Genomic DNA, 26,982 nt, shown 5'->3' with positions numbered 1-26,982 from the left:
GATTGCTCACCCGAATGGAGGGGGAAGGCTCCTCCGGTACACACGGTCCACCCGCACGGCGCACCCGCACAGCCCTTACGCACGGCACACGAGCGCGTCTCCACACGATTCCGGGCGATTCCAGCGCTATTCGAGTGAACGCGGACAGGAGCGGCCATGCCCGCAGCCTCCCAGTCGTCTACCGAGCAGCTACAAAGAACATCAAAACCCCGTAAAGGTTCCCAACCCGCTCGACCTGCCATGCCTGTCAAGCCCGCACAGCCCTCAGGTGATCCAGTGAAACCGCTGATTGGTCGCATTCCCGTCCTGGACGTACGCCCGCTCGTCGACTGCGGCAGACGCCCCGCGAAGGCGGTGAGCGGTGAGTCCTTCCAGGTCACCGCGACCGTCTTCCGCGAGGGCCATGACGCCGTCGCGGCCAATGTCGTCCTGCTGGATCCAGGTGGCCACCCCGGCCCCTGGACCCCCATGCACGAGCTCGCCCCCGGCACGGACCGCTGGGGCGCCGAGGTCACCCCCACGGAGGAAGGCAGCTGGACCTACACCGTCGAAGCGTGGAGCGATCCCGTCGCCACCTGGCGCCACGCCGCCGGCATCAAGATCCCGGCGGACATCGACACCGCTCTCGTCCTCGCGGAGGGCGCCGAGCTGTACGAGCGGGCCGCCGCCGGCGTACCGAAGCGCGAAGGCCGGGAAGCCGTGCTGGCCGCCGTCGACGCCCTGCGTGACGAGTCGCTCCCCGCCACGGCCCGGCTCGCCGCCGCGCTCTCCCCCGAGGCGGATGCCGCCCTCGCCCGCCATCCGCTGCGCGAGCTGGTCAGCTCCTCGCGCCCGGCGCCGCTGCTGGTCGAGCGCCGGCGGGCGCTGTTCGGCTCGTGGTACGAGCTGTTCCCGCGCTCCGAGGGCGCGGTCGTCAAGGAGGGCGAGCCGCCGGTCAGCGGCACGTTCAGAACGGCCGCCGAGCGGCTGCCCGCGGTCGCCGCGATGGGCTTCGACGTCGTGTATCTGCCGCCGATCCACCCCATCGGCACCACGTACCGCAAGGGCCCCAACAACTCCCTCGATCCCGGCCCCGACGATGTCGGCGTGCCCTGGGCGATCGGCTCCGCCGAGGGCGGCCATGACGCGGTCCACCCCGACCTGGGCACGATCGAGGACTTCGACCACTTCGTGGAGACGGCGCGCACACTGCGGATGGAGGTCGCGCTGGACTTCGCGCTCCAGTGCTCCCCCGACCACCCCTGGGTCGCCAAGCACCCCGACTGGTTCCACCACCGCGCGGACGGCTCCATCGCCTACGCCGAGAACCCGCCGAAGAAGTACCAGGACATCTACCCGATCGACTTCGACCACGATCTGCGCGGTCTGGTCCGGGAGACCACGCGCGTGCTGCGCCACTGGATGACCCACGGTGTACGGATCTTCCGCGTCGACAATCCGCACACGAAGCCGGTGGTCTTCTGGGAGAAGGTCATCGCGAACATCAACCGCACCGATCCCGATGTGATCTTCCTGGCCGAGGCCTTCACCCGGCCCGCGATGATGCGCACCCTGGGCGCGGTCGGCTTCCAGCAGTCGTATACGTACTTCACCTGGCGCAACACCAAGCAGGAGCTCACCGACTACCTCATCGAGCTGTCCGGCGAGTCCGCCTCGTACATGCGGCCCAACTTCTTCGTGAACACTCCGGACATCCTGCACGCCTATCTCCAGGAGGGCGGGCGCCCGGCGTTCGAGGTGCGGGCCGTGCTGGCCGCGACGATGGTGCCGACGTGGGGCGTGTACGCGGGATATGAACTCTGCGAGAACAGCCCTGCCAAGCCGGGCAGCGAGGAGTACCTTGACTCGGAGAAGTACCAGCTGAGGCCCCGGGACTGGGATGCGGCCGAGCGTGAGGGCCGCACCATCGCCCCGCTGATCACCACGCTCAACCGGATCAGACGGCGCCATCCCGCCCTGCAGCAGCTGCGCGACATCCACTTCCACCATGCCGACAACGACGCGGTCATCGCGTACAGCAAGCGGTCAGGCTCGAACATCGTTCTGGTGGTCGTGAACCTCGACCCTCACCACACCCAGGAGGCGACGGTCTCGTTGGACATGGAGCGGCTCGGCCTCGACCGGCACGAGACCGCCCCGGTGCGCGATGAGCTCACCGGCGAGACCTATCACTGGGGCAGAGCCAACTATGTGCGCCTAGAGCCGGGCGTCACGCCCGCGCACATCGTGGTGCTGCGACCGTCCCCGCCGATCGGAGGGTCACCCACAACATGATCGTCAATGAGCCCGTCCACGACACCTTCGAGGACACCCCGGCCAAGGACCGCGATCCCGACTGGTTCAAGCGAGCCGTCTTCTACGAGGTCCTGGTGCGTTCGTTCCAGGACAGCAATGGCGACGGCATCGGTGACCTCAAGGGCATCACCGCCAAACTGGACTATCTCCAGTGGCTCGGGGTCGACTGTCTCTGGCTGCCGCCGTTCTTCAAGTCGCCGCTGCGCGACGGTGGCTACGACGTGTCCGACTACACGGCGGTGCTCCCCGAATTCGGCGATCTCGCCGACTTCGTGGAGTTCGTCGACGCCGCGCACCAGCGCGGCATGCGCGTGATCATCGACTTTGTCATGAACCACACGAGCGATCAGCACGACTGGTTCCAGGAGTCCCGCAAGGACCCCGACGGGCCGTACGGCGACTACTACGTCTGGGCCGACGACGACAAGCAGTACCAGGACGCCCGGATCATCTTCGTCGACACGGAGACGTCCAACTGGACCTTCGACCCGGTGCGCAAGCAGTACTACTGGCACCGGTTCTTCTCCCACCAGCCGGATCTCAACTACGAGAACCCGGCGGTGCAGGAGGAGATCGTCTCCGCGCTGCGCTTCTGGCTGGACCTGGGCATCGACGGCTTCCGGCTGGACGCCGTGCCGTATCTGTACCAGCGCGAGAACACCAACTGCGAGAACCTCCCGGCCACCCACGAGTTCCTCAAGCGGGTACGGAAGGAGATCGACGCCAACTACCCCGACACGGTGATCCTCGCCGAGGCCAACCAGTGGCCCGAGGATGTCGTCGACTACTTCGGGGACTACGCGGCCGGCGGCGACGAATGCCATATGGCGTTCCACTTCCCCGTCATGCCGCGGATCTTCATGGCCGTACGGCGCGAGTCCCGCTACCCGGTCTCGGAAATCCTGGCGAAGACCCCGGCGATCCCGACGGGCTGCCAGTGGGGCATCTTCCTGCGCAACCACGACGAGCTCACCCTCGAAATGGTCACGGACGAAGAGCGCGACTACATGTACGCGGAGTACGCCAAGGACCCGCGGATGCGCGCCAACATCGGCATCCGGCGCCGGCTCGCCCCGCTGCTGGACAACGACCGCAACCAGATCGAGCTGTTCACCGCTCTGCTGCTGTCGCTGCCGGGCTCGCCGATCCTCTATTACGGGGACGAGATCGGGATGGGCGACAACATCTGGCTCGGCGACCGGGACGCCGTGCGGACCCCGATGCAGTGGACCCCCGACCGGAACGCGGGATTCTCCTCCAGCGACCCCGGGCGGCTCTATCTGCCGACGATCATGGACCCGATCTACGGCTACCAGGTCACCAACGTGGAGGCGTCGATGGCGTCGCCGTCCTCGCTGCTGCACTGGACCCGCCGGATGATCGAGATCCGGAAGCAGAACCACGCCTTCGGGCTCGGCTCGTACACCGAGCTGCCGTCGTCGAACCCGGCGGTGCTCGCCTTCCTGCGCGAGGCGCCCTCCCAAGAGGGGGACGGCGACGATCTGGTGCTCTGCGTGCACAACTTCTCACGCTTCGCACAGCCCACGGAGCTCGATCTGAAGGCCTTCAGCGGGCGTCATCCGGTGGAGCTGATCGGCGGGGTGCGCTTCCCCGCCATCGGGGAATGGCCCTACCTGCTGACGCTCGCGGGCCACGGCTTCTACTGGTTCCGGCTCAGGAAGGACATCGCGTCCTCGTGACACGGTGTTAACCCGTGGCCCCGTGCGGGGCGGTTTCCACCGCCCCGCACGGGGCACCCTCCCTCACATCCAGTTCGATCGAGTTTCGTACGGAATCAAGCCGTACGGATCATCCTCACCCGACACGTCCCGCACAGCCGGACAGCCATTGCCGCAATCCGGGACACTCTGCGCATCCTGTGGTGTGCCCGGGGAAAGGACGCGATGCCATGTCGAAGGCTGCATCCACCCGGACTACCCCGTTCCTCGCCGCCGCCTCGCCCGCCGCCTCGCCCGCCGTGTCACCCGCCGACGCGAGAGCGCTGGCCGGCTCGCTCGCGCCGCTGCTCCATGACTGGCTGCCCCGCCAGCGCTGGTTCGCGGGCAAGGGCCGGCAGATCACCGGTTTCGTGCCGGTGGCGGTCACCGAGCTGCTGCCCATGGAACCGGGGGGTCCGGGTCTGCTGCATCTGCTCGTACGGGTCGAGCAGCGGGGTGCCTCCGGGCCGCCGCCGTCGATCCCGTCTTCCACCCCCTCGGTGGCGCCGTCGGCCGGAGACTGCTATCAGCTGCTGCTCGGGGTGCGGAAGGCGCTGCCGCCGTATCTCGCGTCCGCGCTGATCGGCCATGCGACGCAGGGGCCGCTGACCGGCCGTACCGTCTACGAGGGACTGCACGATCCACGCCTCGCCGACCTTCTGCTGGAACGATTGCGCAACCCCGGCGCGCTGGGGCCGCTGCGGTTCGACCGGGCGGGTGCGATCCCGGCCGGGCTCACCGGCCGGCTCCTCGGCGCCGAGCAGTCGAACTCCTCCCTGGTCTACGGGGACGCCTACATTCTGAAGATCCTCCGCCGGGTCTTCCCCGGCCCGCATCCGGATCTGGAGCTGCCGCTGGCCCTGGCGGCGGAAGGCTGCGACCGGGTGCCCGCGCCCGTGGGGTGGTTCGAGGCGGCCGACCCGTCGGGCAGCGGGGACTCTCTCACCCTCGGCGTGCTCCAGCCCTATCTGCGCGGCTCCCAGGACGGCTGGCAGCTGGCGCTGGCGGCGCTGGCGGGCGGCCGCGAGTTCACCACGGAGGCCCGCGCCCTGGGCCGGGCCACCGCCGAGGTGCACACCGCGCTCGCCGCCGCCCTGCCGACGGTGACCCTGGGCCGCCGGCAGACCGCGCAGCTGGCGAGCGGGATGTCCGAGCGCCTGGAGGCGGCGGCGCAGGCGGTGCCGACCCTGCGGCAGTACGTCCCCGGGCTGCGCACCGCCTTCGGCGCGCTCGCCAGGCTCGACGAGGCGGGGCGCGGCAGGCCGGCCCAGCGCGTCCACGGCGATCTGCACCTCGGGCAGGCCCTGCGGACTCCGGACGGCAGATGGTCGGTCATCGACTTCGAGGGCGAGCCGGCCAGGCCGCTGGCCGAGCGGCGCCGCCCTCAGCCACCGGTCCGCGATGTCGCGGGCATGCTCCGTTCCTTCGACTACGCGGCCCGCTCCCACGAGCCGTGGCGCCCGGACTGGGCGGCGCGCTGCCGGGCGGCGTACTGCGAGGGATACGCCCTGTCCTCCGGCATCGACCCGCGCGCGGAACCCGAGCTGCTGCGGGCGTACGAGACGGACAAGGCGGTCTACGAGGTCCTGTACGAGGCGAGGCACCGCCCCGACTGGCTGCCGGTCCCGATGGCGGCGATCCGCCGGCTGGCGGGCGACGCCTGACGGCGGGGCGGCCGCCGCGCCGGGGGCCGCGGGCACCGGTCCCGTACTGCCTCTGACGTCCCACGGGCCGCATCCCCGCCGTCCCGCCCCCGGCGCCACTCCGGTCCCGACACCACCCCGTCCCTGTCCCCCACCGCATCCCCAACCGCGTCCCCAACCGCATCCGCATCCGCATCCGACCGTCCCGTACCCAAGCCCGCCGAGGAGGCAGCTCCCGTGACCGCCCGCCCGCCGTCCGACAGCCCGTCCGAGCCAGAGCACCCCATCACCTCCCTCCCGGCCCCGGTCCCCGCCCCGGCCGCGGGGAAGCAGTCCGCGCGCCGCAAGCGCCCCCAGCCCGCCAAGGGCGGCGCCGCCCCCGCGTCTCCCACGGCCCCCAAGCCGCGCAAGGACGCGGGCGACCGCGGGGTGCGGGCCGCGCGGCCGCTGGACGACGGCGACCGGGAGCGGCTGCTCACCGGTTCGCACCACGATCCGCACGCGCTGCTGGGCGCGCACCCGACGGAGGACGGAGTGCTCTTCCGCGCGCTGCGGCCGTACGCGCGCGCCGTGACCGTCGTCGCCAAGGAGATGCGGGCCGAGCTGAACGATGACGGGGACGGCCTCTTCTCCGGTGTCCTGCCGCTGCGCGCCGTGCCGGAGTACTCGCTGCTCGTCCGCTACGGCGACGACGACGCGGAGCCCGACGAGCTGGAGATCCAGGACCCGTACCGCTTCCTGCCCGCCCTCGGGGATCTCGATCTACATCTGATCGGCGAGGGCCGGCACGAGGAGCTGTGGAAGGCCCTCGGCGCCCAGCCCATGATCCACCAGAACGTGACCGGCACCCGCTTCACCGTATGGGCGCCCAATGCCCGGGGGGTGCGGGTCTCCGGCGACTTCACCTACTGGGACGGTACGAGCCTCCCGATGCGCTCGCTCGGCTCCACCGGCGTGTGGGAGCTGTTCGTGCCGGGGATCGGCGAGGGCGCGCTCTACAAGTTCGACATCACCCGGCCCGACGGGTCGCACACGCTGCGCGCCGACCCGATGGCCCGGCGCACCGAGGTGCCGCCGGCGACCGCCTCCATCGTGACCGAGTCGCACCATGTGTGGCACGACGAGGAATGGATGGCGCACCGCGCCGACCGCCCCGTGCACGAGGCGCCGTTCTCCGTCTACGAGATCCATCTGGCCTCCTGGCGGCCCGGCCTGACGTACCGTCAGCTCGCTTCCCAGCTGCCCGCCTATGTCAAGGATCTGGGCTTCACCCATGTCGAGCTGATGCCGGTCGCGGAGCATCCCTTCGGCGGCTCCTGGGGCTATCAGGTCACCGGCTTCTACGCGCCGACGTCCCGGATGGGCACCCCGGACGACTTCCGGTATCTCGTGGACGCCCTGCACCGCGCCGGCATCGGCGTGCTCGTCGACTGGGTGCCCGCGCACTTCCCGAAGGACGACTGGGCGCTGGCGCAGTTCGACGGCCGTCCGCTGTACGAGCCCAGCGACCCGCAGCGGGCCGAGCACCCCGACTGGGGCACGCTGGAGTTCGACTACGGCCGTACGGAGGTCCGTAACTTCCTGGTCGCCAACGCCGTGTACTGGTGCGAGGAGTTCCATATCGACGGGCTGCGCGTCGACGCGGTCGCCTCGATGCTGTACCTCGACTACTCCCGCGAGGAAGGCCAGTGGTCGCCGAACGAGCGCGGCGGCCGCGAGAATCTGGACGCCGTCGCGTTCCTGCAGGAGATGAACGCCACCGTCTACCGCCGCTGCCCCGGTGTGGTGACCGTCGCCGAGGAGTCCACCGCCTGGAACGGCGTCACCCGCGCCACGCACGAAGTCGGCCCCGACGGCTTCGGCGGGCTGGGCTTCGGGCTGAAGTGGAACATGGGGTGGATGCACGACTCGCTGGACTACGTCGCCAAGGAGCCGGTCCACCGTAAGTACCACCACGGTGAGATGACCTTCTCCATGGTCTACGCGTACAGCGAGAACTACGTCCTGCCGATCTCGCACGACGAGGTCGTGCACGGCAAGCGCTCGCTGGTCTCCAAGATGCCCGGCGACTGGTGGCAGCAGCGCGCCAACGCACGTGCGTATCTCGGCTTCATGTGGGCGCATCCCGGCAAGCAACTGCTCTTCATGGGACAGGAGTTCGCCCAGGGAGCCGAGTGGTCGGAGAGCCACGGCCCGGACTGGTGGGTGCTCGACCCGTCGTACGGGGCGGAGGCGGATCACCGGGGTGTGCGGGATCTCGTCCGCGATCTCAACACGGTCTACGGCTCGACGCCCGCGCTCTGGCAGCGGGACACCGTGCCCGAGGGCTTCTCGTGGGTGGACGGCGACGCCGGTGAGGACAACGTCTTCGCGTTCCTGCGCTTCGACGCGGCGGGTTCCCCCCTGCTGGCGGTCTCCCACTTCTCGCCGGTGGTCCGCCATCAGTACCGCCTCGGTGTCCCCGAGGAGTTCGCGGCCTGGACCGAGGTCCTCAATACGGACGAGGCGCGCTACGGCGGCAGCGATGTGCTCAACACCGAGCCGCTGAAGCCCGAGTCGGTGGGCACGCACGGCCGTCCCGCGAGCATCCAGCTGACACTGCCGCCACTGGCGACGGTCTGGCTGCGGCCTTCCTGACGTACCCTCATATATGCGCTGGCCCCGCCGGATCCGCTCCGGCGGGGCCACCGCGCTGTCACGGCGCTTTCGGCGCTTTCGGCGCCGTCACGGCCCTTTCACCGTGCCGTGTTGAGCGCCGAGTCGGTGGGGTCCAACGACGCCAGCCGGGACGGGACTTCGGAGTCGCGTACGATCCCGAGCCGCTGGGTCGCCCGGGTCAGCGCGACGTACAGATCATTGGTGCCGCGCGGCGAGCCGTCGAGAATTCCCTCCGGGTCGACGACGATCACCGTGTCGAACTCGAGCCCCTTGGCCTGCCGGGCGTCGAGCAGGACCACCGGACGGGTCAGATCGGGCGTGGCGCCCCAGGAGGCGTCGGGCAGTTCGGTCGCGAGGGCGGGCAGCAGCGCGGCCGGGGCGATCACCGCGAGCCGTCCTTCGCCCGGGTGCTCGGTCGCCAGTCCGGCGGCCGTACGGGCGAGAGCGGCCGGCTCCACCACCCGTACGAGCGGCCCGGTGCCCGTCGAGCGTACGGACTCCGGCGGCTCGAACAGCGGGTCCGCCATCCTGCGCACCTCGGCCGCGACCGCCATGATCTCGGTGGGCGTGCGGTAGTTGACGCCGAGCTTCGCCAGCTCCCAGCGCTCCCCGACGTACGGCTCCAGGATCTGCTGCCAGGAGTCGCAGCCCGCCGCGTCCCCGGTCTGGGCCGGGTCGCCGACCAGGGTCATGGAGCGGCTCGGGCAGCGGCGCATCAGCAGCCGCCAGGCCATGGCGGACAGCTCCTGGGCCTCGTCCACGACGATATGGCCGAAGGCCCAGGTGCGGTCGGCGGCGGCCCGCTCCGCGGCGCTGCGGGTGTCGGTCTCCTCGTGCCGGTCGGCGAACCGCTCGGCGTCGATGATGTCGTGCGCGGCGAGGACCTCCGACTCCTGCTCGTCCTCGAACTCCTGGGTACGGGAGCCGTACGACAGCTCCAGTACGCCCTGTGCGTAGGCGATCCGCTCCTGCCGCTCCCGCGCGGCGGCGGCGCGGGCCTCGGTGTCGTCCTCACCGAGCAGTTCGGCCGCCTCGTCGAGCAGCGGCACATCGGCCGGGGTCCAGTCGGTCCTGGCGTCGGCGCCGGTCCGGGGCACCGGACGCCGTACGGCGGCGGCGTCGCGCGCGCCGAGCCGCCCGGGCTCCTCCAGGAACCCGCCGACGAGCTGCTGCGGGGTGAGGCTCGGCCACAGCGTGTCGATGGCGGCCTGCACGTCGGGGCTGGTGGCGATCTCCTTGCCGAGCTGGGCGATGTCGGCGGCGTCGAGGAGGTTCGGCCCGCCGAGCGGGTCCGCGCCGATCCGGTCCGCGAGCTGCTCGGTGAGCGCGTCGATGACCCGGAAGGCGAAGGCCGGCCGGGCCTGGTTGTGCGGCAGCCCGGTGTCGCGGGCGCGCTGCCTCGCCTCGTACGCCGTAGCGCGGTCGAGCAGCAGCGTGCCGTGGTCCTCGTGCGCGATCTCCAGGACGGGGTCGGGAAGGGTCTGCAGGTCGCGCAGCTCCGCGGCCAGCACCTGGGCCATCTCCGCCCGGCCCTTGACCTCGGCGGCGTGCGGGGTGTCGGTCCCGGTGGCCCGTACGCCGGGGAACAGTTCGGCGGTCGTCGCCAGCAGCACCCCGGTCTCACCGAGTGAGGGCAGCACCTCACCGATGTAGCCGAGGAAGGCGGGGTTGGGGCCGACGATCAGCACGGCGCGGCGGGCCAGCTGCTCACGGTAGGCGTAGAGCAGATACGCCGCGCGGTGCAGCGCCACCGCGGTCTTCCCGGTGCCGGGACCACCCTCGACGACCAGGACCCCGCGGTGCGGTGCGCGGATGACGCGGTCCTGCTCGGCCTGGATGGTCTGCACGATGTCGCTCATCCGGCCGGTACGCGCGGAGTTCAGCGCGGAGAGCAGGACGGCGTCGCCGTCCGGGTCCTCGTACCCGGTGCGGGTGGTGTCGGTGAGATCCATGATCTCGTCATGCAGCGCGGTGACACGGCGCTCCTCGGTGGTGATGTGCCGGCGCCGGCGCAGCCCCATCGGGGAATATCCGGTAGCGAGATAAAAGGGCCGCGCCACCGGGGCCCGCCAGTCGATCAGCAGAGGAGTGCGTTCCGGATCGTCCCGCCGCATTCCGATACGCCCGATGTGATGGGTCGTGCCGCCGCCGGTTTCGCCGTCACTTGTTTCGCCGGCCCCGAGGTCAATCCGGCCGAAACACAGCCCGGACTCCACGGCATTCAACGAGGACACCAGGCCGGACTGCTCAGCCACGCTGATATCACGCTCGACCCGAGCCTGCCGCACGGTGTTGACCTGCCCGATCGACGCCCGCACGGCGTCCTCGGCCTGCTCCCGGAGAGCGTCGAGACGCCCATAGAGAAGGGAGACGAATTGCTGCTCGTTCTGCAATTCCTCGTTTGACAATTCAGCCCCTGTTCGATATGCTGCCTTCAGCGACCTGGTTCCATGTCTTCATTCACGCCAGACATGGAAACCCCCAATATACGCAGAGAAACACCCCGACCGCCAATTCGGATCGGGGTATTTTTGTGCGCACGTTCTCCGCGCGACGGAGAGCTCGCGTCAGCCGGCCTCCCCCAGATAGCTCAGGGCTTGGCGGAAGTCATCGAGGGCGGGCCCGAACTCGCCGACGGCGGTGTGGAAGGTCGATCGGTCCGTCAGGACCTGGGCCAGTACTGGGGCTCCGCATACCGGGTGGTGCTGGTACAGCCGGCGGGCCAGGCCCACCCCGTCATCGAACAGGGAGCGCACTTGCTCCGCGAACAGATGGGTGCGGTGCTTCCAGTAGACAGCGGAGCGGACGGTGAGTACCCGGTGCAGCCGGACCAGTTCGGCCAGGTGCCGGTCCGGATCTTCGGCGGCTCGCGGAGCAAGGGCGTCCACTTCTTCGCGCAGAGTGATACGGCTGTCGAAGTAGCGCCGCTTCGCATCGGGGGACCACTGCATGGGCGTCGCCCCCGAAGGCGGACGCGGCCCGCCGGCCGTCGGTCGCTCGCTGTCGGCGCCGGAGCAGGACAACAGAACGGCCCAGTAGGACGCCTGATAGCCGCTCCAGGACTTGCGCTCACCGGTGGCGGCCAGCTCCGTCAGCAAGGCGAGCGCCTCTTGCCGTACGGCGGCCGCCTGTTCTCCTCGGCCACAGGTGTCGAGCATCTGCGCGTACCCGATCAGCGAGTAGAGGTGGCAGGCCATCGGGCCGCGGTCGTTCGTGGCCTCGACCGCTTCCATGCTGACGAGTGTCTCGAACGCGGCGAGTGCTTCGCCGGACCGGCCGGCGTCATCGAGAGCGGCGATCCACTCAAGGAGTGACCAGGCGAGACTCCCCTCGCCGGGCCCGTCGGGCAGGATCGCAGCGACCCACTCGGTCAGGGCATCAGCAGCCTCGGCATACCGGCCTTCCTCGGAGAGACCGGCAGCCCAGTCACACAGCCCCTTGACCGCGGGGCCTCCGGACAGTTCGGCCTGCGCACGGCCGATGGAGAGCATCTCGGCGCGCATGGCGAGCCCTTCGGCGCGTCGACCCAGGGTGTACAGCTCTCTCTGGCACGTGTCGAGTGCCTCGTACAGAAGATCCGCACGGGCGGGTTCGGCCGGATCGATGGCCCGCGCCGCGGCCACCGCCTCCTCGCGCAGCGCGAGACAGGCCGGATGCCGTTGGCCGGAGCCGGAGTCGTAACTCAGCCGCTGCAGGGCCTTGGCCAGGCGCGGCAGGTAGGCGGCAGGACTGACCTGGGCGAGCACCCGGTAGGCGTCGACTTCCTCACGTGGAGTGCGGCGTCCCGATGCGAGCAGGACATTCCGCGCCCGCATGATGTCGTCCTGATCGACTTTTCCGGAGTGATTCATGACGGAGATTCTGGGTGCCTCGGAGAAGGCCGGACAAGCCTGGTGACCTGTGCCGTTCGTCCTACGAAAACAGCCTCTGACCTGTCATGATGGGTGTGTCGTCACTTCCCCCGGGGTCTGCGGCTCCGGGCCCGGGGGTCGGCAGAGGAGCTCACAGCACCTCTGCCAGTTCCTGGAGCAGCTTGCGCTTGGGGCGTGCGCCGACCATCGATTTCACCGGTTCGCCCTCGCGGAACACCAGGAGCGTGGGCATCGCGAGTACGCCGTACCGCGCCGTGATCTCCGGGTTGCTGTCCACATCGAGCTGCACGATCTTGATCCGGCCGGCCTCCTCCGCGGCCAGGGCGCTCAGGACCGGTGCGAGCTGTCGGCACGGACCGCACCAGTCGGCGGTGAACTCCACCAGGACCGGCAGCCCGGAATTCAGTACCGCGTCGTCGAAGTCCGCGTCGGTGACCGCGTCGACGCCCTCTATCGTGATCATTTCTTTACGCCTCCATAGCTTTCGTCGCTCTCGTAACCGCCGTGATTCAGCGCGCCCGTCAGCCCGCCCGTCAGCGTCCCCGTCAGCTCGCACCGCGGTTCAGGACCGCCCAGCGCGTCCGCGCCGGCCGCCGGCCCGGTGCGCGCCTCTTCGGCCCGCGCGAGCTGCGCCCCGACCTGGGCGCGGACCGACTGGAGCTGGTCGATCAGACCGTCCAGCTCGGTGAGCTTGCGGCGATAGACGGCGAGCGAGGCAGGGCAGGAGTCCCCCGCCGGATGCCCGGCGCGCAGGCACTCGACGAACGGCCGCGTCTCCTCGAGGTCGAACCCGACGTCCTGAAGGGTCCTGATCTGCTGGAGGAGCCGCAGATCGTTCTCGTCGTACGTGCGATAGCCGTTCACCGCCCGCCGGGCGGGCAGGAGACCACGGGACTCGTAATAACGCAGAGTGCGGGTGGTCGTCCCGGCCCGCTCCGCCAGCTCGCCGATTCGCATGTCCCCGACCGTAATCCTTGACGCCGAGGTCAAGGCAAGCTGCCCGATGCCGCCCGGTCGAGTGCGCCCCACGGATACCGGGCCGCGTACCGGTTGCGCTCCCGTCACACCCGTATTGCCGCGGGGCGCCCGTACGGGCATGGCCTTCGCGGGGCCGTACCACCCCCCTGAGCGCAGCACCTCGCGCGCTCCGCCACACGAGCGGATTAATACCTCCGTACTTGTCATGAAATTATTTCCATTGGGTTACTGAGTCTCATCCGAACCGGTATGACCGACTCTCCCTCCCGGGGGCTGCGCGGTACACCGCGGATCCACGGGCCTTCCCTCCCCCACGGCGGGATCGCCTGCCGCACCGACGCGCCTGTGGGCGCGGCCGAAGGGAGCTGGAAATGAACACTTCACCCGGACAGCAGCTGGAACGACCACGGCCGCCGATCATCGGTACGGGGATATCGAGAGACCGGCGGGAGGCACTGACGCCGATGGCGGCGATCACCCTGCCGGTGGGCGCGGGGCCGGTGGGGATGGCCATCACACCGGACGGACTGCGGGCCTATGTCACCAACTACGGTGAGGCCAGCGTGAAGGTGATCAGCACAGCCACCAGGGCGGTCAGCGCCACGATCGGTGTCGGCATCGGGCCCTGGGGCGCCGCGATCACGTCCGACGGACAGCTCGTCTACGTGGCGAACTACGGCGGCAACACGGTCAGCGTGATCGCTACCGCGTCCAACACGCTCGTCGCCACCATCGACCTCGGCACGGCCAACCCGGTCGGGCTGGCCGTCACTCCCGACAACAGCCGCGTCTACGTGGCCTGCCAGGCCCAGAACGAAGTGCGTGTGATCGACACCGCGACCCGCACGGACATCGCGACCATCCCCGTGGGCGTCGGGCCTCGGAACATTACGATCGCCCCCAACGGGCAGCGCGTCTACGTGAGCGAGGAGGGCTCGAACGCGATCAGCGTGATCGACACCGTCACGAATACCGTCAACGCCGTTCTCACCGGCTTCCTGTTCCCCCGGGTACCGGCCATCACCCCGGACGGGACGCGCCTGTACGTACCCAACTACGGTGGCAACACCGTGGACGTCGTCAACCTGGCGACCAACGCGGTCATCGCGTCCATCCCGGGCTTCACCCTGCCCTTCATGGTCACGATGACGAACAGCGGAAGGCTCGCTTACGTCACCAACAACGGCGACGGCACCGTACGCGCCCTCAGCACCACCACCAACACGGTCCTCAGCAGCTACGGCGGACTGAACGTGCCCCACTTCCTGGCGGCCTCGCCGGACGGCCGGACGCTCTACGCGACCAACCATGGCAACACATCGGTCAGCGTCCTGGCCGGGCTCACCGGCCTCCTCCCCAACCAGGGCCCCACCGGCGGCGGAACGCTGGTGACCATCATCGGCACCCATCTGACCGGGACCACCGCGGTCCGCTTCGGTACCCGACTGGCCACCCACATCGTGGTCATCAGCGACTTCGAGATCAGCGTCATCTCGCCGGCCGGCCAGGGCGTCGTCGATGTCACCGTCACCACGCCCGGTGGCACCAGCAACCCCGTCCCCTTCTACTACATCCCCCCGCCCCGCATCGGTTCGCTCGTGCCCGCCTCCGGACCGGCCGCGGGCGGCACCACCGTCAGCGTCAACGGCTTCAACCTGGCCACCGTCACCAAGATGACCATCGGGACCACGACCGTCACCCCGACCGTGGTCTCCGACAGCCTGCTCACCGTCGCCACACCCCCCACGGTGGCCGGCACCGCCCCCGTCGTCATCACCACCGTCGGTGGCATCGTGGGCAACGCCAACTACACCTACCTCAACCCGCCGTCCGTCACCGGCTGCACCCCGGCCACCGGCCCGGCGGCGGGAGGCACCAGCGTCACGATCAACGGCACCAACCTGTCCGGCGCGACCACCGTGACCTTCGGCGCCACCACCGCCTCGTTCAGCATCGCGTCCGACACCCGGATCTTCGCCACCGCTCCGGCCCACTCCACCGGAGCGGTCAACGTGACCGTCACCGGCGGCGGGGGAAGTGCCACCGCCCCCAGCCCCTACAGGTACACCTGACGGCCCCCACCCCCCGCGCCGACACCCCCGCGCCCGGTGGGGGTGCCGGCGCGGGGGCGTCGGCGGACCCGCCCTCGATCTTTCGGGAAGTTAACGCGCCGCAGCCCATTGACGCCCCCTTCCCGCGCCACTACAAGACGTACTGAGAGCGCTCTCAATCCTTCCTCTGCACGCTTCGCACCGGAGGTCCTTCCTTGAGAACGAGCCGCATCAGACGTACGCCCCTCCTCACCGCGGTCCTCGCGATGACCGTCGCCCTGGCCGGCTTCATCGGCGTCACGGGCGCCGGCACCGCGCGCGGCGCCGTACCGCCCGCGCCCGGCTGGAACCTGCAGTGGAGCGACGACTTCAACGGCGCCGACCGCACCCCGCCGTCGTCCGCCAACTGGCAGACCGACACCGGCCACGGCTACCCCGGCGGACCCGGCAACTGGGGCACCGGCGAGATCCAGAACTACACCGCGAGCCCCGACAACCTGAGCCTCGACGGCAACGGCAATCTCCGCATCACCCCCCTCAGGGACGGCGGGGGCAACTGGACCTCGGCGCGGGTCGAGACCCGGCGCGCCGACTTCAAGGCTCCGACGGGCGGCACCCTCCGCATCGAGGGCCGTATCCAGATGCCGAACGTGACGGGAAGCGCCGCGCTCGGCTACTGGCCCGCCTTCTGGGCCCTCGGCTCGCCGTACCGCGGCAACTACTGGAACTGGCCGGGCACGGGCGAGTTCGACATCATGGAGAACGTCAACGGCATCAACTCGGTCTGGGGCGTGCTGCACTGCGGCGTGAACCCGGGCGGCCCCTGTAACGAGACCACCGGCATCGGCGCCAACCGCGCCTGCCCCGGGGCGAGTTGCCAGTCCGCCTTCCACACCTACCGGTTCGAGTGGGACCGCTCCGTCACCCCGAACGAGCTGCGCTGGTACGTGGACGACCAGCTCTTCCACACCGTGCGCCAGGACAGGGTCGACGCCGGCACCTGGGCCAATATGACCGACCACGCCGGGTACTTCATCCTGCTCAACGTGGCGATCGGCGGCGCGTTCCCCGACGCGTTGGGAGGCCCGACCCCGACCGCCGCGACCGTTCCCGGCCACCCCATGCTCGTCGACTATGTGGCCGTCTGGACCCGCGGCGGCGGTTCGACGCCGACGGACCCGCCGACGGACCCGCCCACCGACCCCCCGCCGTCGGGCTCCTCGCAGCTGTACGCACGCACCGGCGCCGGACTCGGCGACTCCGCGGGCTCGGCCGCGACAGCCACCGTGGCCTCGGCGGGCGGCGCCAACTACGACGGCTCCCCGCACAGCCCGCAGGTGTTCACCTCCAGCGGGATCACCCGGACGTACAACGGCGGCTCGACGCAGTTCGACCTCTTCGTGGACTCAGGCACGACGGTCGGCAACGGGCAACAGGTCAGGGTGAGTTACGACCGTACGGGCGACGGGACCTGGGACCGGACGGAGACGTACGGGTACTTCGCGACCGACCCCGTCGCCGGCTATGAGCACTACACCCAGGCGAAGGGGCTGAATTCGGCCACCGGATCGCACGGCAATCTGGTCAACGGCAAGGTACGTGTCGAGGTCTGGAACGCCATCGGCAACGGCGCCGGCACCCTCGGCATCGGCAACCAGTCGGTGGTCCGTATCCCGTTCAGCTGACGCGCGGCCGTCGCTTCCCGCCGGGAACCCATGGGGGCCCGGCGGGATTCAGGACGCCGCCCGTCAGTCGGCGAAGCGCAGCACGTACCGCCGCTGCCAGGGCGTTTCCACGGCGTGGCGGTCGTAGTGCTGCCGTACGAACTCCACCGCCTCGCCGGCCGGCACTCCGTCCAGGACGGCGAGGCAGGCCAGCGCGGTGCCGGTACGTCCACGGCCGCCGCCGCAGGCGAACTCGACACGTTCCTCGTCGGCGCGAGCCCAGGCCTCACGGAGGATGCGCTGGGCGTCCGTACGGCTGCTGGGCAGCCGGAAGTCCGGCCAGCGCAGCCATTGGGCGTCCCAGGGGACCTCGGGTGGCTGCTTGCCGAGGAGATGGACGGCGTACGTGGGCACCGGACCGGCCGGAAGCGGCCGGCGCAGCCCTCGGCCTCGGACCAGGCGTCCGGAGGGAAGGCGCAGCACTCCCGGGTCGGTGGGCTTCCAGGTCTCGGTCACCCGCTCAGCCTAGGCGGTGTCCGGTCAGCGGTGTCCGGTCGGTCTTCGTGGGCCCGACCGGGGCGGGCACAGAATGTCGGGTCCGGCAGGGTGACTTCTTCCTAGTGTCGGTGACCGAAGGGAAGGAGGCCGGGGTGCTGGAGCGGCTGAACCAGGCCATGGAGCACATCGAGGGCCATCTCGATCAGCGGATCGAGGTGGCCGAGCTGGCACGGATCGCTCTGACATCGGAGTACCACCTGCGGCGGCTGTTCTCCGCGCTGGCCGGTATCCCGCTGTCGGAGTACATCCGGCGCAGGCGGCTGACCGTCGCGGGCGCCGAGGTGCTCGCCGGAGAGCGAACGCTCCTGGCGGTCGCGGTGCGCTACGGCTACGGATCGGGCGAGGCGTTCGCGCGCGCGTTCCGTGCCGTGCACGGCGTCGGTCCGGGTGAGGCCAGGCGGACCGGTGCGGCTCTGCACTCCCAGCCACGGATGTCCTTCCGTCTCATCGTCGAAGGGAGTGGCAGCATGCGATACCGGGTTGTGGAGAAGGAGGAGTTCCGTGTGGTGGGCAAGAAGGCTCGTGTCCCGCTCGTCCACGAGGGGATGAACCCGGCCATCGCCTCGTTCATCCGGGGCATCGGCCAGGAGACACTGCGGCAGATCGAGGAGCTGTCCGACGGGGAGCCGAAGGGGATCGTCTCGGCGAGCGACAACCTCGCCGACAGCCGGGCGGAGGGCACCGAACTCGACTACTACCACGGGGTGGTGACCCGTTCCGCCGCACCCGAGGGCTTGGACACCCTCACCGTCCCGGCGGGCATGTGGGCCGTCTTCGAGAACTCGGGGCCGTTCCCGCAGGCGCTCCAGTATCTGTGGCGGGACGTGTTCACCCAGTGGTTCCCGTCGAACCCGTACCGCAGCAGGCCGGGCCCCGAGATCCTGCGCACCCGCCTGTCCCCGGACGCGGCACAGGCGGACGCGGAACTGTGGATCCCCGTGGAACGGACCGCGGTCTGAACGGACGCCATCGTCCAACCCGCGCGTTGCCGGTCAAGTAGCTTGCGAGGAAGGGTTGTTGAGGGACGGGCGCTGTACGATGCACGCGCGTGAATCGGGGCTCGTCGGGCCTTCCGTCGCTGTGTCGCGGGGCGGGCGGGACGAGCCGCTCGGCGGTGACGTGGATTCGTGACGAGGGATGAGGGCCATGAACGCGATACCCAGCCCCGGCCGGCACCCGCATGACGTCGAGTCGTGCGACTGCCATCCCTGCCAGCTCTTCCGCTACCAGCGGCAGTACGGGCCCGCGCCCGGACAGGCACCGCGCTCGGTTCCCGGGGGCGGCGCGGTGCCGCCGCCGCCTGCGGGACCGCCGCCCGGAGTCGCGCCGGGGTACGGGCCACCGCCGCCCGGAGTCGTGCCCGGATACGGGCCGACTCCTCCCGGGTACGGGCCGACTCCCCCGGGGTACGCGCCCGGGAGCGCTGCGCCGTCGGGCGGCGGGGCGAGTGAGCGGACACTCGCCGCGGTGGCGCACTGGTCACCGCTGCTGGTGGCGTTCCTCGCCCTGCTGCTCTTCCCGCTAATGTGGCCGCTCTGCTGCCTTCCGCCTCTCATCCTGATGACGACGGCGAAGACCGAGCACCTGCGGGACCAGGCCCGTGAGGCTCTGAACTGGCAGCTCACCGCACTGATCGCGGCGGTCGTCTGCTATCTCGTCACCCTGGCGGCGGGAGCCGTCGGCATGGTCCTGAGTCTGCTGCTGTTCGTGGGCTGTCTGATCCTGCAGGTCATGGCGGCCGACGCGGCCAGCCGGGGAGAGCGGCACCGCTATCCCGCGTGCATCCGGTTCGTGAACGCGCCCCCCGCGGGGCGCTGACCGCCTCCGGGTCCGCCGCCTCGTACGAGTGTCACCGTCACCGCCGCCCGGGGTCACCAGCGCGGGACGGCGGGGGTGACCCAGTCGGGGTGGGCGACGCGCATGGCGGCCGCGTCGTCGCGGTCACGCAGGGCGCCGTCGTCGTCGAGCCAGCGCCGGTGGAGTACGGCGAGCCGGTCGCGGTCGAGTTCGACGCCGAGCCCGGGGGCGTCCGGTACGTCCAGGCAGCCGTCGGTGAAGGTGAGCCGCTCGGTGATGACGTCCTCGGTCTGCCAGGGGTAGTGGCTGTCGCAGGCGTAGTCGAGGTTGGGGACGGTCGCGGCGACATGGGTCATCGCGGCCAGGCTGATACCGAGGTGGGTGTTGGAGTGCATGGACAGGCCGACCCCGAAGGCCCGGCAGATGGCGGCGAGTTCGCGGGTGTTGCGCAGGCCGCCCCAGTAGTGGTGGTCGCTCAGCACCACCTGGACCGCGCCGCGCGTGAATGCCTCGCGGATCTCGGCGAAGGTGGTGACGCACATATTGGTGGCCAGCGGGACACCGGCGCGGGCGGCGACCTCGGCCATGCGCGGGGTGCCGCTGGTGGGGTCCTCCAGATACTCCAGGACCCCGCGCAGCTCATCGGCCACCTTCAGCGACGTCTGCACGGTCCAGGCGCCGTTGGGGTCCAGGCGCAGCGGCTGTCCCGGGAAGCGCTCGGCCAGCGCCCGGACGGCGGCGATCTCCTCCGCCGGCTCGTACACACCGCCCTTGAGCTTGAAGGAGGTGAAGCCGTAGTCGCGGGCGAACCGTTCGGCCTGGGCGACGATCCCGGCCGGGTCCACGGCGGCGCCCCAGTCGTCGGGTTCGCCCGCGCCGTCCGGGTGCTCGGCCCAGCGATAGAAGAGGTACGCGCTGTACTCCACCCGGTCGCGGATCCTGCCGCCCAGCAGCGCGTGTACGGGCAGCCCGACGGCCTTGCCCCAGGCGTCCAGGCAGGCCACCTCGAAGCCGGAGACGACCGAGAGCCGCAGCTTGTCGGCGGTCTGCACACCGCGCAGTCCGCCGACGTCGACGGAGTCGTCCACCCGGGCGGAGTCCACCGCGACCTGGCCGGCCAGCGTGACCAGCCCGTTCAGGTCGGTGACGCTGTGCCCGGGGAGCTGCTCGGCGAACGGCCGTGCCAGCTCCAGGTACTTCGTATCGCCGTAGGTCTCCCCGATCCCCGTCACCCCGCCGGACGTGACCACCTCCACGATCAGCCGGGGCGTGTACGGCTGGTGCACGCCCTGGGTGTTGAGCAGCGGCGGGTCGGCGACAAGGATCGGGGTGAGCCGTACCTCGGTGATGGTCAGATCCGCCGTCGTCGCCGCGTCGGCCGTGAGAGCCGTCATGCCATCGTCTCCCTATGTAGATGATATCTACGTATGGAGATGGAGGTTAGAGACGTGGACGAGGAGCGTCAATACCCGCGCCCGCGCGCGGCGCGCGCCGCCGATTACGATCTGAGGCATGTCCGACACCGGGGGCGTACGCGAAGTGAAGTCGGCGGCCCGCACCGCGGAGCTGCTGGAGCTCCTCGCGGCACGGGCCGACCGGCCCGCCCGGCTGCGGGAGCTCGCCGAGGAGCTGGGGGTGCCGCGCAGCAGCATGTACGCGCTGCTCCAGACCCTGATCGACCGCGGCTGGGTCCGCACCGACGACACCGGATCGCTCTACGGGATCGGCATACGGGCGCTGCTCACCGGCACCAGCTACCTGGACAGCGACCCGCGCGTCCAGGCCGCGCGCCCGTACCTCGACGAGGCGTCCGACGCGCTCGGGGAGACCATTCACCTCGCCCGGCTGGACGGCGGTGACGTCGTCTATCTCGCCACCCGCGAGTCGCACGAGTACCTGCGTACCTTCAGCCGCGTGGGCCGCCGGCTCCCGGCCCACGCGGGGGCGCTCGGCAAGGCCCTGCTCGCGGAGCGCGATCCCGAGGAACTGCCGCTGCCCGAAGACCCGTTGGAACAGCTCACCGCCAACACGCACACCGACCGCAGGTCGCTCGCCGCCGACCTCGCACAGGTACGGGAGCGGGGCTACGCGATCGACCGCGAGGAGGGCGTCGCCGGCATCACGGGCTTCGGCTTCGCACTGCGGTACGACACACCCGCCGCGGACGCGATCAGCTGCTCGGTGCCGACGGCGCGGCTCACCGAGGAGCACGAACGGCGGATCGTCGCCGTGATGCGGGAGATCAGGACGAAGGTCGAGGAGGTCGTACCGCGCACTGGCGGGCCGACCCCGCGGTGGCGCTAGCGCGGACACCCGGCGGACACCCGAGCGAACGCGTGCGCGCGGGGCGGGGATGGGTCATGGAAAACGGACCGGCCCGCACGGAAGCGCCTCCGTGCGGGCCGGTCCTCGCTGGGCCGGGGTAAGGGGGGGTCAGACCCCGGCCTGGGTCTTCTCTCCGTCGCGCGGCGCCGGCACCTCCTGCGGTGCGTCGGCGTCACCGCCGTGGCCGTCGTCCAGCAGGGTCTTCTCGTCGAACGGGATCTGGCCGGCCAGCACCTGGTCCACCCGCGCCTTGTCGATCTCCTTCGTCCAGGTACCGACCAGGACCGTGGCGACCGCGTTGCCCGCGAAGTTCGTCATGGCGCGCGCCTCGCTCATGAAGCGGTCGATGCCGACGATCAGGCCGACGCCGTCGACCAGCTCGGGCCGGTGCGACTGGAGCCCGCCGGCCAGCGTCGCCAGACCCGCGCCGGTGACACCCGCCGCGCCCTTGGACGCGATGATCATGAAGACGAGCAGCGAGATCTGCTCCCCGATGGAGAGCGGGTCGCCCATGCCCTCGGCGATGAAGAGGGAGGCCATCGTCAGATAGATGGCCGTGCCGTCCAGGTTGAAGGAGTAGCCGGTCGGCACGGTGATGCCGACGACGGGCTTGCTCACACCCAGGTGCTCCATCTTCGCGATGAGCCGGGGAAGCGCCGACTCGGAGGAGGAGGTGGAGAGGATCAGCAGGAACTCGCGGCCCAGGTACTTCAGCAGCGAGAGGATGTTGATGCCCGCGACCAGCCTCAGCAGCGCGCCGAGCATGACGAAGACGAACAGCGCGCAGGTGACATAGAAGCCGATCATGATGATCGCGAGCGACTTCAGGGCGTCGAGGCCCGTCTCGCCGACCACGGCCGCGATGGCGCCGAAGGCACCCACCGGCGCGACCCACATGATCATGGCGAGGATGCGGAAGACCAGGCGCTGGATGTGCCCGATGCCCCGCAGCACCGGCTCACCCGCCGAGCCCATCGCCTGGAGCGCGAAGCCGGCCAGCAGCGCCACCAGCAGTGTCTGGAGCACCGAGCCCTCGGTGAACGCCGACACCATCGTGTGCGGAATGATGCTCAGCAGGAAGTCGGGAAGGGATTCACTCGCGCCTTCCGCCTGGGCCGCTCCCGCGCCGCGGGTGGCGTCCGTGAGGTGGAGGCCCGCGCCGGGCTCCAGGATGTTGCCGACGACCAGGCCGATGGCCAGCGCGACGGTCGACATCACGATGAAGTAGCCGAGGGCGAGCCCGCCGACCGCTCCGACCTTCGCGGCCTTCCTGACCGACCCGACCCCCAGCACGATCGTGCAGAAGATCACGGGCGAGATCATCATCTTGATGAGGTTCACGAAGCCGGTACCGAGCGGCTTCAGCTCCACCGCGACACCGGGAGCCGCGAAGCCCACCAGAATGCCGAGCGCTACGGCTGCGATCACCGCGATGTACAGATAGTGGGTACGGTCCCGCCTTGCTGCGGCCACGGGTCCTCCTTGACTCGTCCCTGCAATGCCCCCGTCCCTGTCCCGAGGGGTCTCGGAGACTATCCACCACGCATGTGATGCCGGTCACCCTTGTGTTCATTTCGTTCATATGAATGCGGCGATGCAGACTTGCTTCATGCACCTGCCCCGTCCGCGCAGTCTCGCCGCCCAGCTCTTCGCCATGCAGGTCGTACTGGTCGCGGCCGTCGTGGCGGGGTGTTCGGTCTTCGCCTATGTCACAGGTCGTGCCCACACGGACGAGACCGCACGCAAGCAAGTTCTGGCCACCGCGCGGACGATGGCTGATTCGCCCTCTGTACGGGAGGCGATCCGTACGGCAGACCCGACGGCCACGCTCCAGCCGTACGCGGAGCGGGTGCGGCGGGACACCGGCGTCGACTTCATCACGATCATGAACCCGCAGGGCATCCGCTGGACGCACCCCGATCCGGGGCAGATAGGGATGCCCTTCCTGGGCCGTACGGCGCCGGCGCTGCGCGGCGGTACGTTCACCGAGACGTACACCGGCACGCTCGGCGCGTCCGTGCGGGCCGTCACCCCGGTGCGGGACGGCGGCCGGGTCACCGGTCTGATCAGCGTCGGTATCACCGTGGACCGGATCTCCACCGAGGTGACCCAGCAGGTCAAGGTACTGGCCCTGGCGGCGGGGGCCGCGCTGGCGCTCGGTGGTCTGGGGACGTACGTCATCAACGCCCGGCTGCGCCGGCACACCCATGGCATGAACGCCGCCGAGCTGAGCCGGATGCACGACTACCACCAGGCCGCGCTGCATGCCGTACGCGAAGGGCTGCTGATGCTCGACGGTCGGCGCAGCATCGCGCTGATGAACGACGGCGGCCGGGAGCTGCTCGGTCTCGACGACTCCGCGGTGGGCCGTCCCGTCACCGAGCTGGGGCTGCCCGCGCCGCTCACCGACGCGCTGCTCGCACCGGAGCCGCGCGTCGACGAGGTGCATATGACCGCCGACCGGATCGTGGTGGTCAACACCAGTCCGGTGGTCGGCGGTGAGCGGCGCGGTACGGTCATCACCCTGCGCGACCACACCGAACTCCAGGCGCTGTCCGGGGAGTTGGACTCCGAGCGTGGTTTCACCCAGGCCCTGCGCTCACAGGCTCATGAGGCGGCCAACCGGCTGCACACGGTGGTCTCGCTGATCGAGCTGGGGCGGGTGGAGCAGGCGGTGGAGTTCGCCACGGCGGAGCTGGAGCTGGCCCAGGCGCTCACGGACCGGGTGGTCGGAGCCGTCGGCGAGCCGGTCCTCGCGGCGCTGCTGCTGGGGAAGGCGGCGCAGGCCAACGAACGCGGGGTGGAGCTGGTGCTCGCCGAGGACAGCCGGATCGACGACGGTGTGCTGCCCCGGACGCTGCCGGCGCGCGACCTGGTGACCATCCTGGGCAATCTGATCGACAACGCCGTGGACGCGGCCCAGGGCGGCGAGGGCGCGCGGGTCACCGTGACCGCGCTCGTGGACGGCCGCGAACTGCTGCTCGGCGTGCGGGACACCGGGGCCGGGGTCGATCCCGGTGACATGGACGAGGTGTTCCGGCGCGGCTGGTCGACCAGGGGTCCTGGACGGGGGCTCGGGCTGGCGCTCGTACGGCAGGCCGTGCACCGCGCGCACGGGACGGTGGAGCTGACGCGGGGCGCGGAGGGCGGCGCGGTGTTCACCGTACGGCTGCCGCTGGGCGCGCGGAACGCCGCTGTGGTGGCGCCGCGCGAGGACACGGACGGTGCCCGCAACGCCGACGGCGTCGAGGCGGCCCGGTGACCGCCACCGGCCCCGTGAGCCAGGCGATCCGGGTGCTGGTGGTCGAGGACGATCCGGTCGCGGCCGACGCCCATCAGCTGTACGTGGCCCGGGTGCCCGGGTTCGCCGTCGCGGGCGTCGCCCACTCGCGGGGGGAGGCGAGCCGGCTGCTGGAGCGTACGGACATCGATCTCATCCTGCTCGACCTCTACCTCCCCGACGGGCACGGTCTCCAGCTCCTGCGCAGTCTGCGCGCCGGCGGACACCAGGCGGATGTCATCGCCGTCACCTCGGCGCGCGATCTCGCCGTGGTGCGGGAAGGCGTGTCCCTCGGAGTCGTGCAGTACGTCCTCAAGCCCTTCACCTTCGCGACCCTGCGGGACCGGCTCGTCCGGTACGCGGAGTTCCGCGCGGCGGCCGGGGAGGCCAGTGGCCAGGACGAGGTGGACCGCGCGCTCGGCGCGCTCCGGTCGCCCCATCCGGCCTCGCTGCCGAAGGGGCTGAGCGCTCCGACGCTGGAGGCCGTGACCCGTACGCTGCGCGCGTCCGCCGACGGGCTCACCGCCGCCGAGGCCGGAATCAGGACCGGGATCTCCCGCATCACCGCGCGCCGCTATCTGGAACACCTGGTCTCCAACGGGCGCGCGGAACGCAGCCCGCAGTACGGGCAGATCGGGCGCCCGGAGCTGCAGTACCGCTGGATCTCCGCCACCCGCTGATCCGGGGACCGGCAACGACCGGGTCCTGCACGGGGATTGACCTTGGTAACGGCCCAGTCCTACGGTCGCCGGGCAGCCCTCACCGGCTCATGAGGAGGTCGTGCCCGTGCGCCCCACCGCTCCGCTGATCCTCGTCGCCGTACTCGCCGCCGGTTCACTCACCGCGTGCGGCGGCGGTTCAGGCAGTGATCCGGACACCATCAAGGTCGCCTACAACCGCTCCACGGACAACAAGATCCGCTTCAAGGACAACTACCTGGAGTCCGTGAAGAAGCAGTTCGAGAAGGCCCATCCGGGCAAGAAGGTCGAGCTCATCCCGATCCAGGCCCCGGACAACGACTACGCCACCAAGGCGCAGCAGATGATGCGCTCCCCGAAGACCGCCCCTGACCTGGTCTACGAGGACACCTTCCGCATCAATTCCGACATCAAGGCCGGCTATCTGCGCCCGCTGGACGAGTATCTGGCGACGTGGGACACCTGGGACCAGTTCGTCGACACGGCGAAGGCGGCGGCCAAGGCGGACGACAGCAAGACGTACGGCATCCCCGACGGCACCGACACCCGCGGCCTCTGGTTCAACAAGAAGATCTTCGCCCAAGCGGGCCTGCCCGCCGACTGGCAGCCCAAGAACTGGGCCGAGGTGCTGGACGCGGCCCGTACCGTCAAGGAGAAGGTCCCCGGTGTCATCCCGCTGAATGTCTACACCGGCAAGGGGCCCGGCGAGGCAGCGGTGATGCAGGGCTTCGAGATGCTGCTGTACGGCACCGGCGCGGACCCCCTCTACGACCCCTCCGCCAAGAAGTGGGTGGCGGGCAGCCAGGGTTTCCGGGACGCGCTGGGCTTCGTACGGACGGTGTACGCGGAGAAGCTCGGCCCCGATGTCTCCGACGCCCTCGACCCCAATATCGGCACCCGCGTCGCCACGGAGTTCTTCCCCGAGGGGAAGCTCGCCATCTCCCTGGACGGTTCGTGGATGGGCCAGAACTGGATCAACAAGGGCCCCAAGGAGTGGCCGGACTGGTCGAAGGATCTCGCGCAGGCCCCGATGCCCACACAGCACGGGCAGGCGCCCGGCAAGGTGTCGATGTCCGGCGGCTGGACGTGGGCGATCCCGCAGAAGTCCGCGAACCCGGACCTCGCCTGGGAGTTCATCACCACGCAGCAGACGAAGGACAACGCTGTCGAGTGGGATGTGGTCGCCGCGCAGATCGCCGTACGCAAGGATGTCGCGGCCGATCCCCGCTATCTGAAGTCCATGCCGGGCATCGAGTTCTTCACCGGGCTGGTCGCGGCCACCCACTACCGCCCGGCGCTGCCGGTCTATCCGCAGGTGTCGACAGCGATCGGTGAGGCGATGGAGAAGGTCACCACGGGTGACGGGTCTCCGGCGGACGCGGCGAAGGACTACGACGACCAGCTGAACACCATCGTCGACGGTGCGGTCGTCAGCAAGTGAGCGC

The 26,982-nt window shown here is 70.2% G+C and carries 19 protein-coding genes and 1 pseudogene; 13 read left to right on the top strand and 7 right to left on the bottom strand.

Translation table 11 applies throughout. The annotated features are described in order from the left end of the window. Positions 1-285 precede the first annotated feature (285 nt). From ACFVWW_RS14955 to glgB, 4 genes are all read left to right on the top strand, one after another. On the top strand, positions 286-2,274 hold the full coding sequence (locus ACFVWW_RS14955; RefSeq protein ID WP_386878332.1) for an alpha-1,4-glucan--maltose-1-phosphate maltosyltransferase: 1,989 nt from the start codon (positions 286-288) through the stop codon (positions 2,272-2,274). Then, complete coding sequence (gene treS, locus ACFVWW_RS14950) at positions 2,271-3,995, top strand: maltose alpha-D-glucosyltransferase (RefSeq protein ID WP_384181571.1); 1,725 nt, start codon at positions 2,271-2,273, stop codon at positions 3,993-3,995. The genes ACFVWW_RS14955 and treS overlap by 4 nt, the downstream gene beginning before the upstream one ends. 209 nt (positions 3,996-4,204) lie before the next feature. Next, positions 4,205-5,677, top strand: a complete 1,473-nt coding sequence (locus ACFVWW_RS14945) for a phosphotransferase (RefSeq protein WP_384181569.1) — start codon at positions 4,205-4,207, stop codon at positions 5,675-5,677. Between the two features lie 408 nt (positions 5,678-6,085). Beyond that, entirely contained in the window at positions 6,086-8,293 is a 2,208-nt protein-coding gene (gene glgB, locus ACFVWW_RS14940; RefSeq protein WP_386878331.1) for a 1,4-alpha-glucan branching enzyme, read from the top strand. 98 nt (positions 8,294-8,391) lie between these two features. Here the strand turns inward: glgB and ACFVWW_RS14935 are convergent, their stop codons facing one another. Continuing rightward, positions 8,392-10,428 carry a HelD family protein gene (locus ACFVWW_RS14935; protein ID WP_384334529.1) on the bottom strand — a complete coding sequence of 679 codons (2,037 nt, stop codon included), beginning with the start codon at positions 10,426-10,428 and terminating at the stop codon, positions 8,392-8,394. A gap of 18 nt (positions 10,429-10,446) precedes the next feature. Between ACFVWW_RS14935 and ACFVWW_RS14930 the strand changes: the two genes are divergently transcribed. Further along, the gene (locus tag ACFVWW_RS14930; RefSeq protein WP_386878223.1) at positions 10,447-10,719 is read left to right on the top strand and encodes a hypothetical protein; all 273 of its coding nucleotides are present in this window, start codon (positions 10,447-10,449) and stop codon (positions 10,717-10,719) included. Between the two features lie 162 nt (positions 10,720-10,881). Here ACFVWW_RS14930 and ACFVWW_RS14925 read toward each other — a convergent pair whose 3' ends face one another. The 3 genes and pseudogenes from ACFVWW_RS14925 to ACFVWW_RS14915 all read right to left on the bottom strand — a co-directional run. Continuing rightward, positions 10,882-12,165, bottom strand: a complete 1,284-nt coding sequence (locus ACFVWW_RS14925; protein ID WP_386878222.1) for a hypothetical protein — start codon at positions 12,163-12,165, stop codon at positions 10,882-10,884. Positions 12,166-12,316: 151 nt separating this feature from the next. Then, positions 12,317-12,649 (bottom strand): thioredoxin, encoded by a 333-nt coding sequence (gene trxA, locus ACFVWW_RS14920; protein WP_384181561.1) that lies wholly within the window; start codon positions 12,647-12,649, stop codon positions 12,317-12,319. Between the two features lie 77 nt (positions 12,650-12,726). Continuing rightward, positions 12,727-13,143 (bottom strand): annotated as a pseudogene (locus ACFVWW_RS14915) (MerR family transcriptional regulator); the annotation flags it as partial. 392 nt (positions 13,144-13,535) lie between these two features. Here ACFVWW_RS14915 and ACFVWW_RS14910 point away from each other — a divergent pair. Next, on the top strand, positions 13,536-15,236 hold the full coding sequence (locus ACFVWW_RS14910; protein ID WP_386878221.1) for an IPT/TIG domain-containing protein: 1,701 nt from the start codon (positions 13,536-13,538) through the stop codon (positions 15,234-15,236). 245 nt (positions 15,237-15,481) lie between these two features. Beyond that, on the top strand, positions 15,482-16,900 hold the full coding sequence (locus ACFVWW_RS14905) for a glycoside hydrolase family 16 protein (protein WP_384181755.1): 1,419 nt from the start codon (positions 15,482-15,484) through the stop codon (positions 16,898-16,900). Positions 16,901-16,963: 63 nt separating this feature from the next. Here ACFVWW_RS14905 and ACFVWW_RS14900 read toward each other — a convergent pair whose 3' ends face one another. Beyond that, positions 16,964-17,395, bottom strand: a complete 432-nt coding sequence (locus ACFVWW_RS14900; RefSeq protein WP_386878220.1) for a protein-tyrosine phosphatase family protein — start codon at positions 17,393-17,395, stop codon at positions 16,964-16,966. A gap of 134 nt (positions 17,396-17,529) precedes the next feature. Between ACFVWW_RS14900 and ACFVWW_RS14895 the strand changes: the two genes are divergently transcribed. Next, positions 17,530-18,396: a GyrI-like domain-containing protein gene (locus ACFVWW_RS14895; RefSeq protein WP_386878330.1), complete on the top strand. Its 867-nt coding sequence runs from the start codon at positions 17,530-17,532 to the stop codon at positions 18,394-18,396. Positions 18,397-18,583: 187 nt separating this feature from the next. Then, positions 18,584-19,255 (top strand): DUF4870 domain-containing protein, encoded by a 672-nt coding sequence (locus ACFVWW_RS14890; RefSeq protein ID WP_386878219.1) that lies wholly within the window; start codon positions 18,584-18,586, stop codon positions 19,253-19,255. A 53-nt stretch (positions 19,256-19,308) separates the two neighbouring features. Here the strand turns inward: ACFVWW_RS14890 and ACFVWW_RS14885 are convergent, their stop codons facing one another. Further along, a complete protein-coding gene (locus ACFVWW_RS14885) occupies positions 19,309-20,628 on the bottom strand; it encodes a glucarate dehydratase family protein (RefSeq protein WP_386878218.1) in 1,320 nt (439 codons plus the stop codon). Positions 20,629-20,746: 118 nt separating this feature from the next. Between ACFVWW_RS14885 and ACFVWW_RS14880 the strand changes: the two genes are divergently transcribed. Then, complete coding sequence (locus tag ACFVWW_RS14880; RefSeq protein ID WP_386878217.1) at positions 20,747-21,538, top strand: IclR family transcriptional regulator; 792 nt, start codon at positions 20,747-20,749, stop codon at positions 21,536-21,538. 129 nt (positions 21,539-21,667) lie between these two features. Here ACFVWW_RS14880 and ACFVWW_RS14875 read toward each other — a convergent pair whose 3' ends face one another. Further along, a complete protein-coding gene (locus tag ACFVWW_RS14875; protein WP_386878216.1) occupies positions 21,668-23,032 on the bottom strand; it encodes a cation:dicarboxylate symporter family transporter in 1,365 nt (454 codons plus the stop codon). Positions 23,033-23,168: 136 nt separating this feature from the next. Between ACFVWW_RS14875 and ACFVWW_RS14870 the strand changes: the two genes are divergently transcribed. The 3 genes from ACFVWW_RS14870 to ACFVWW_RS14860 all read left to right on the top strand — a co-directional run bounded on the left by ACFVWW_RS14870 (position 23,169) and on the right by ACFVWW_RS14860 (position 26,978). Beyond that, positions 23,169-24,821, top strand: coding sequence for an ATP-binding protein (locus tag ACFVWW_RS14870; protein WP_386878215.1), 1,653 nt, complete (start codon positions 23,169-23,171; stop codon positions 24,819-24,821). Next, positions 24,818-25,519 (top strand): response regulator, encoded by a 702-nt coding sequence (locus ACFVWW_RS14865; RefSeq protein WP_386878214.1) that lies wholly within the window; start codon positions 24,818-24,820, stop codon positions 25,517-25,519. The genes ACFVWW_RS14870 and ACFVWW_RS14865 overlap by 4 nt, the downstream gene beginning before the upstream one ends. Positions 25,520-25,625: 106 nt before the next feature. Continuing rightward, on the top strand, positions 25,626-26,978 hold the full coding sequence (locus tag ACFVWW_RS14860; RefSeq protein ID WP_386878213.1) for an extracellular solute-binding protein: 1,353 nt from the start codon (positions 25,626-25,628) through the stop codon (positions 26,976-26,978). Positions 26,979-26,982 lie beyond the last annotated feature (4 nt).

This window comes from Streptomyces sp. NPDC058198 (assembly GCF_042882605.1).
GTDB lineage: Bacteria > Actinomycetota > Actinomycetes > Streptomycetales > Streptomycetaceae > Streptomyces.
Note: the sequence above shows the minus strand (reverse complement) of the source record. Positions and strands in the feature narration are given on the sequence as shown.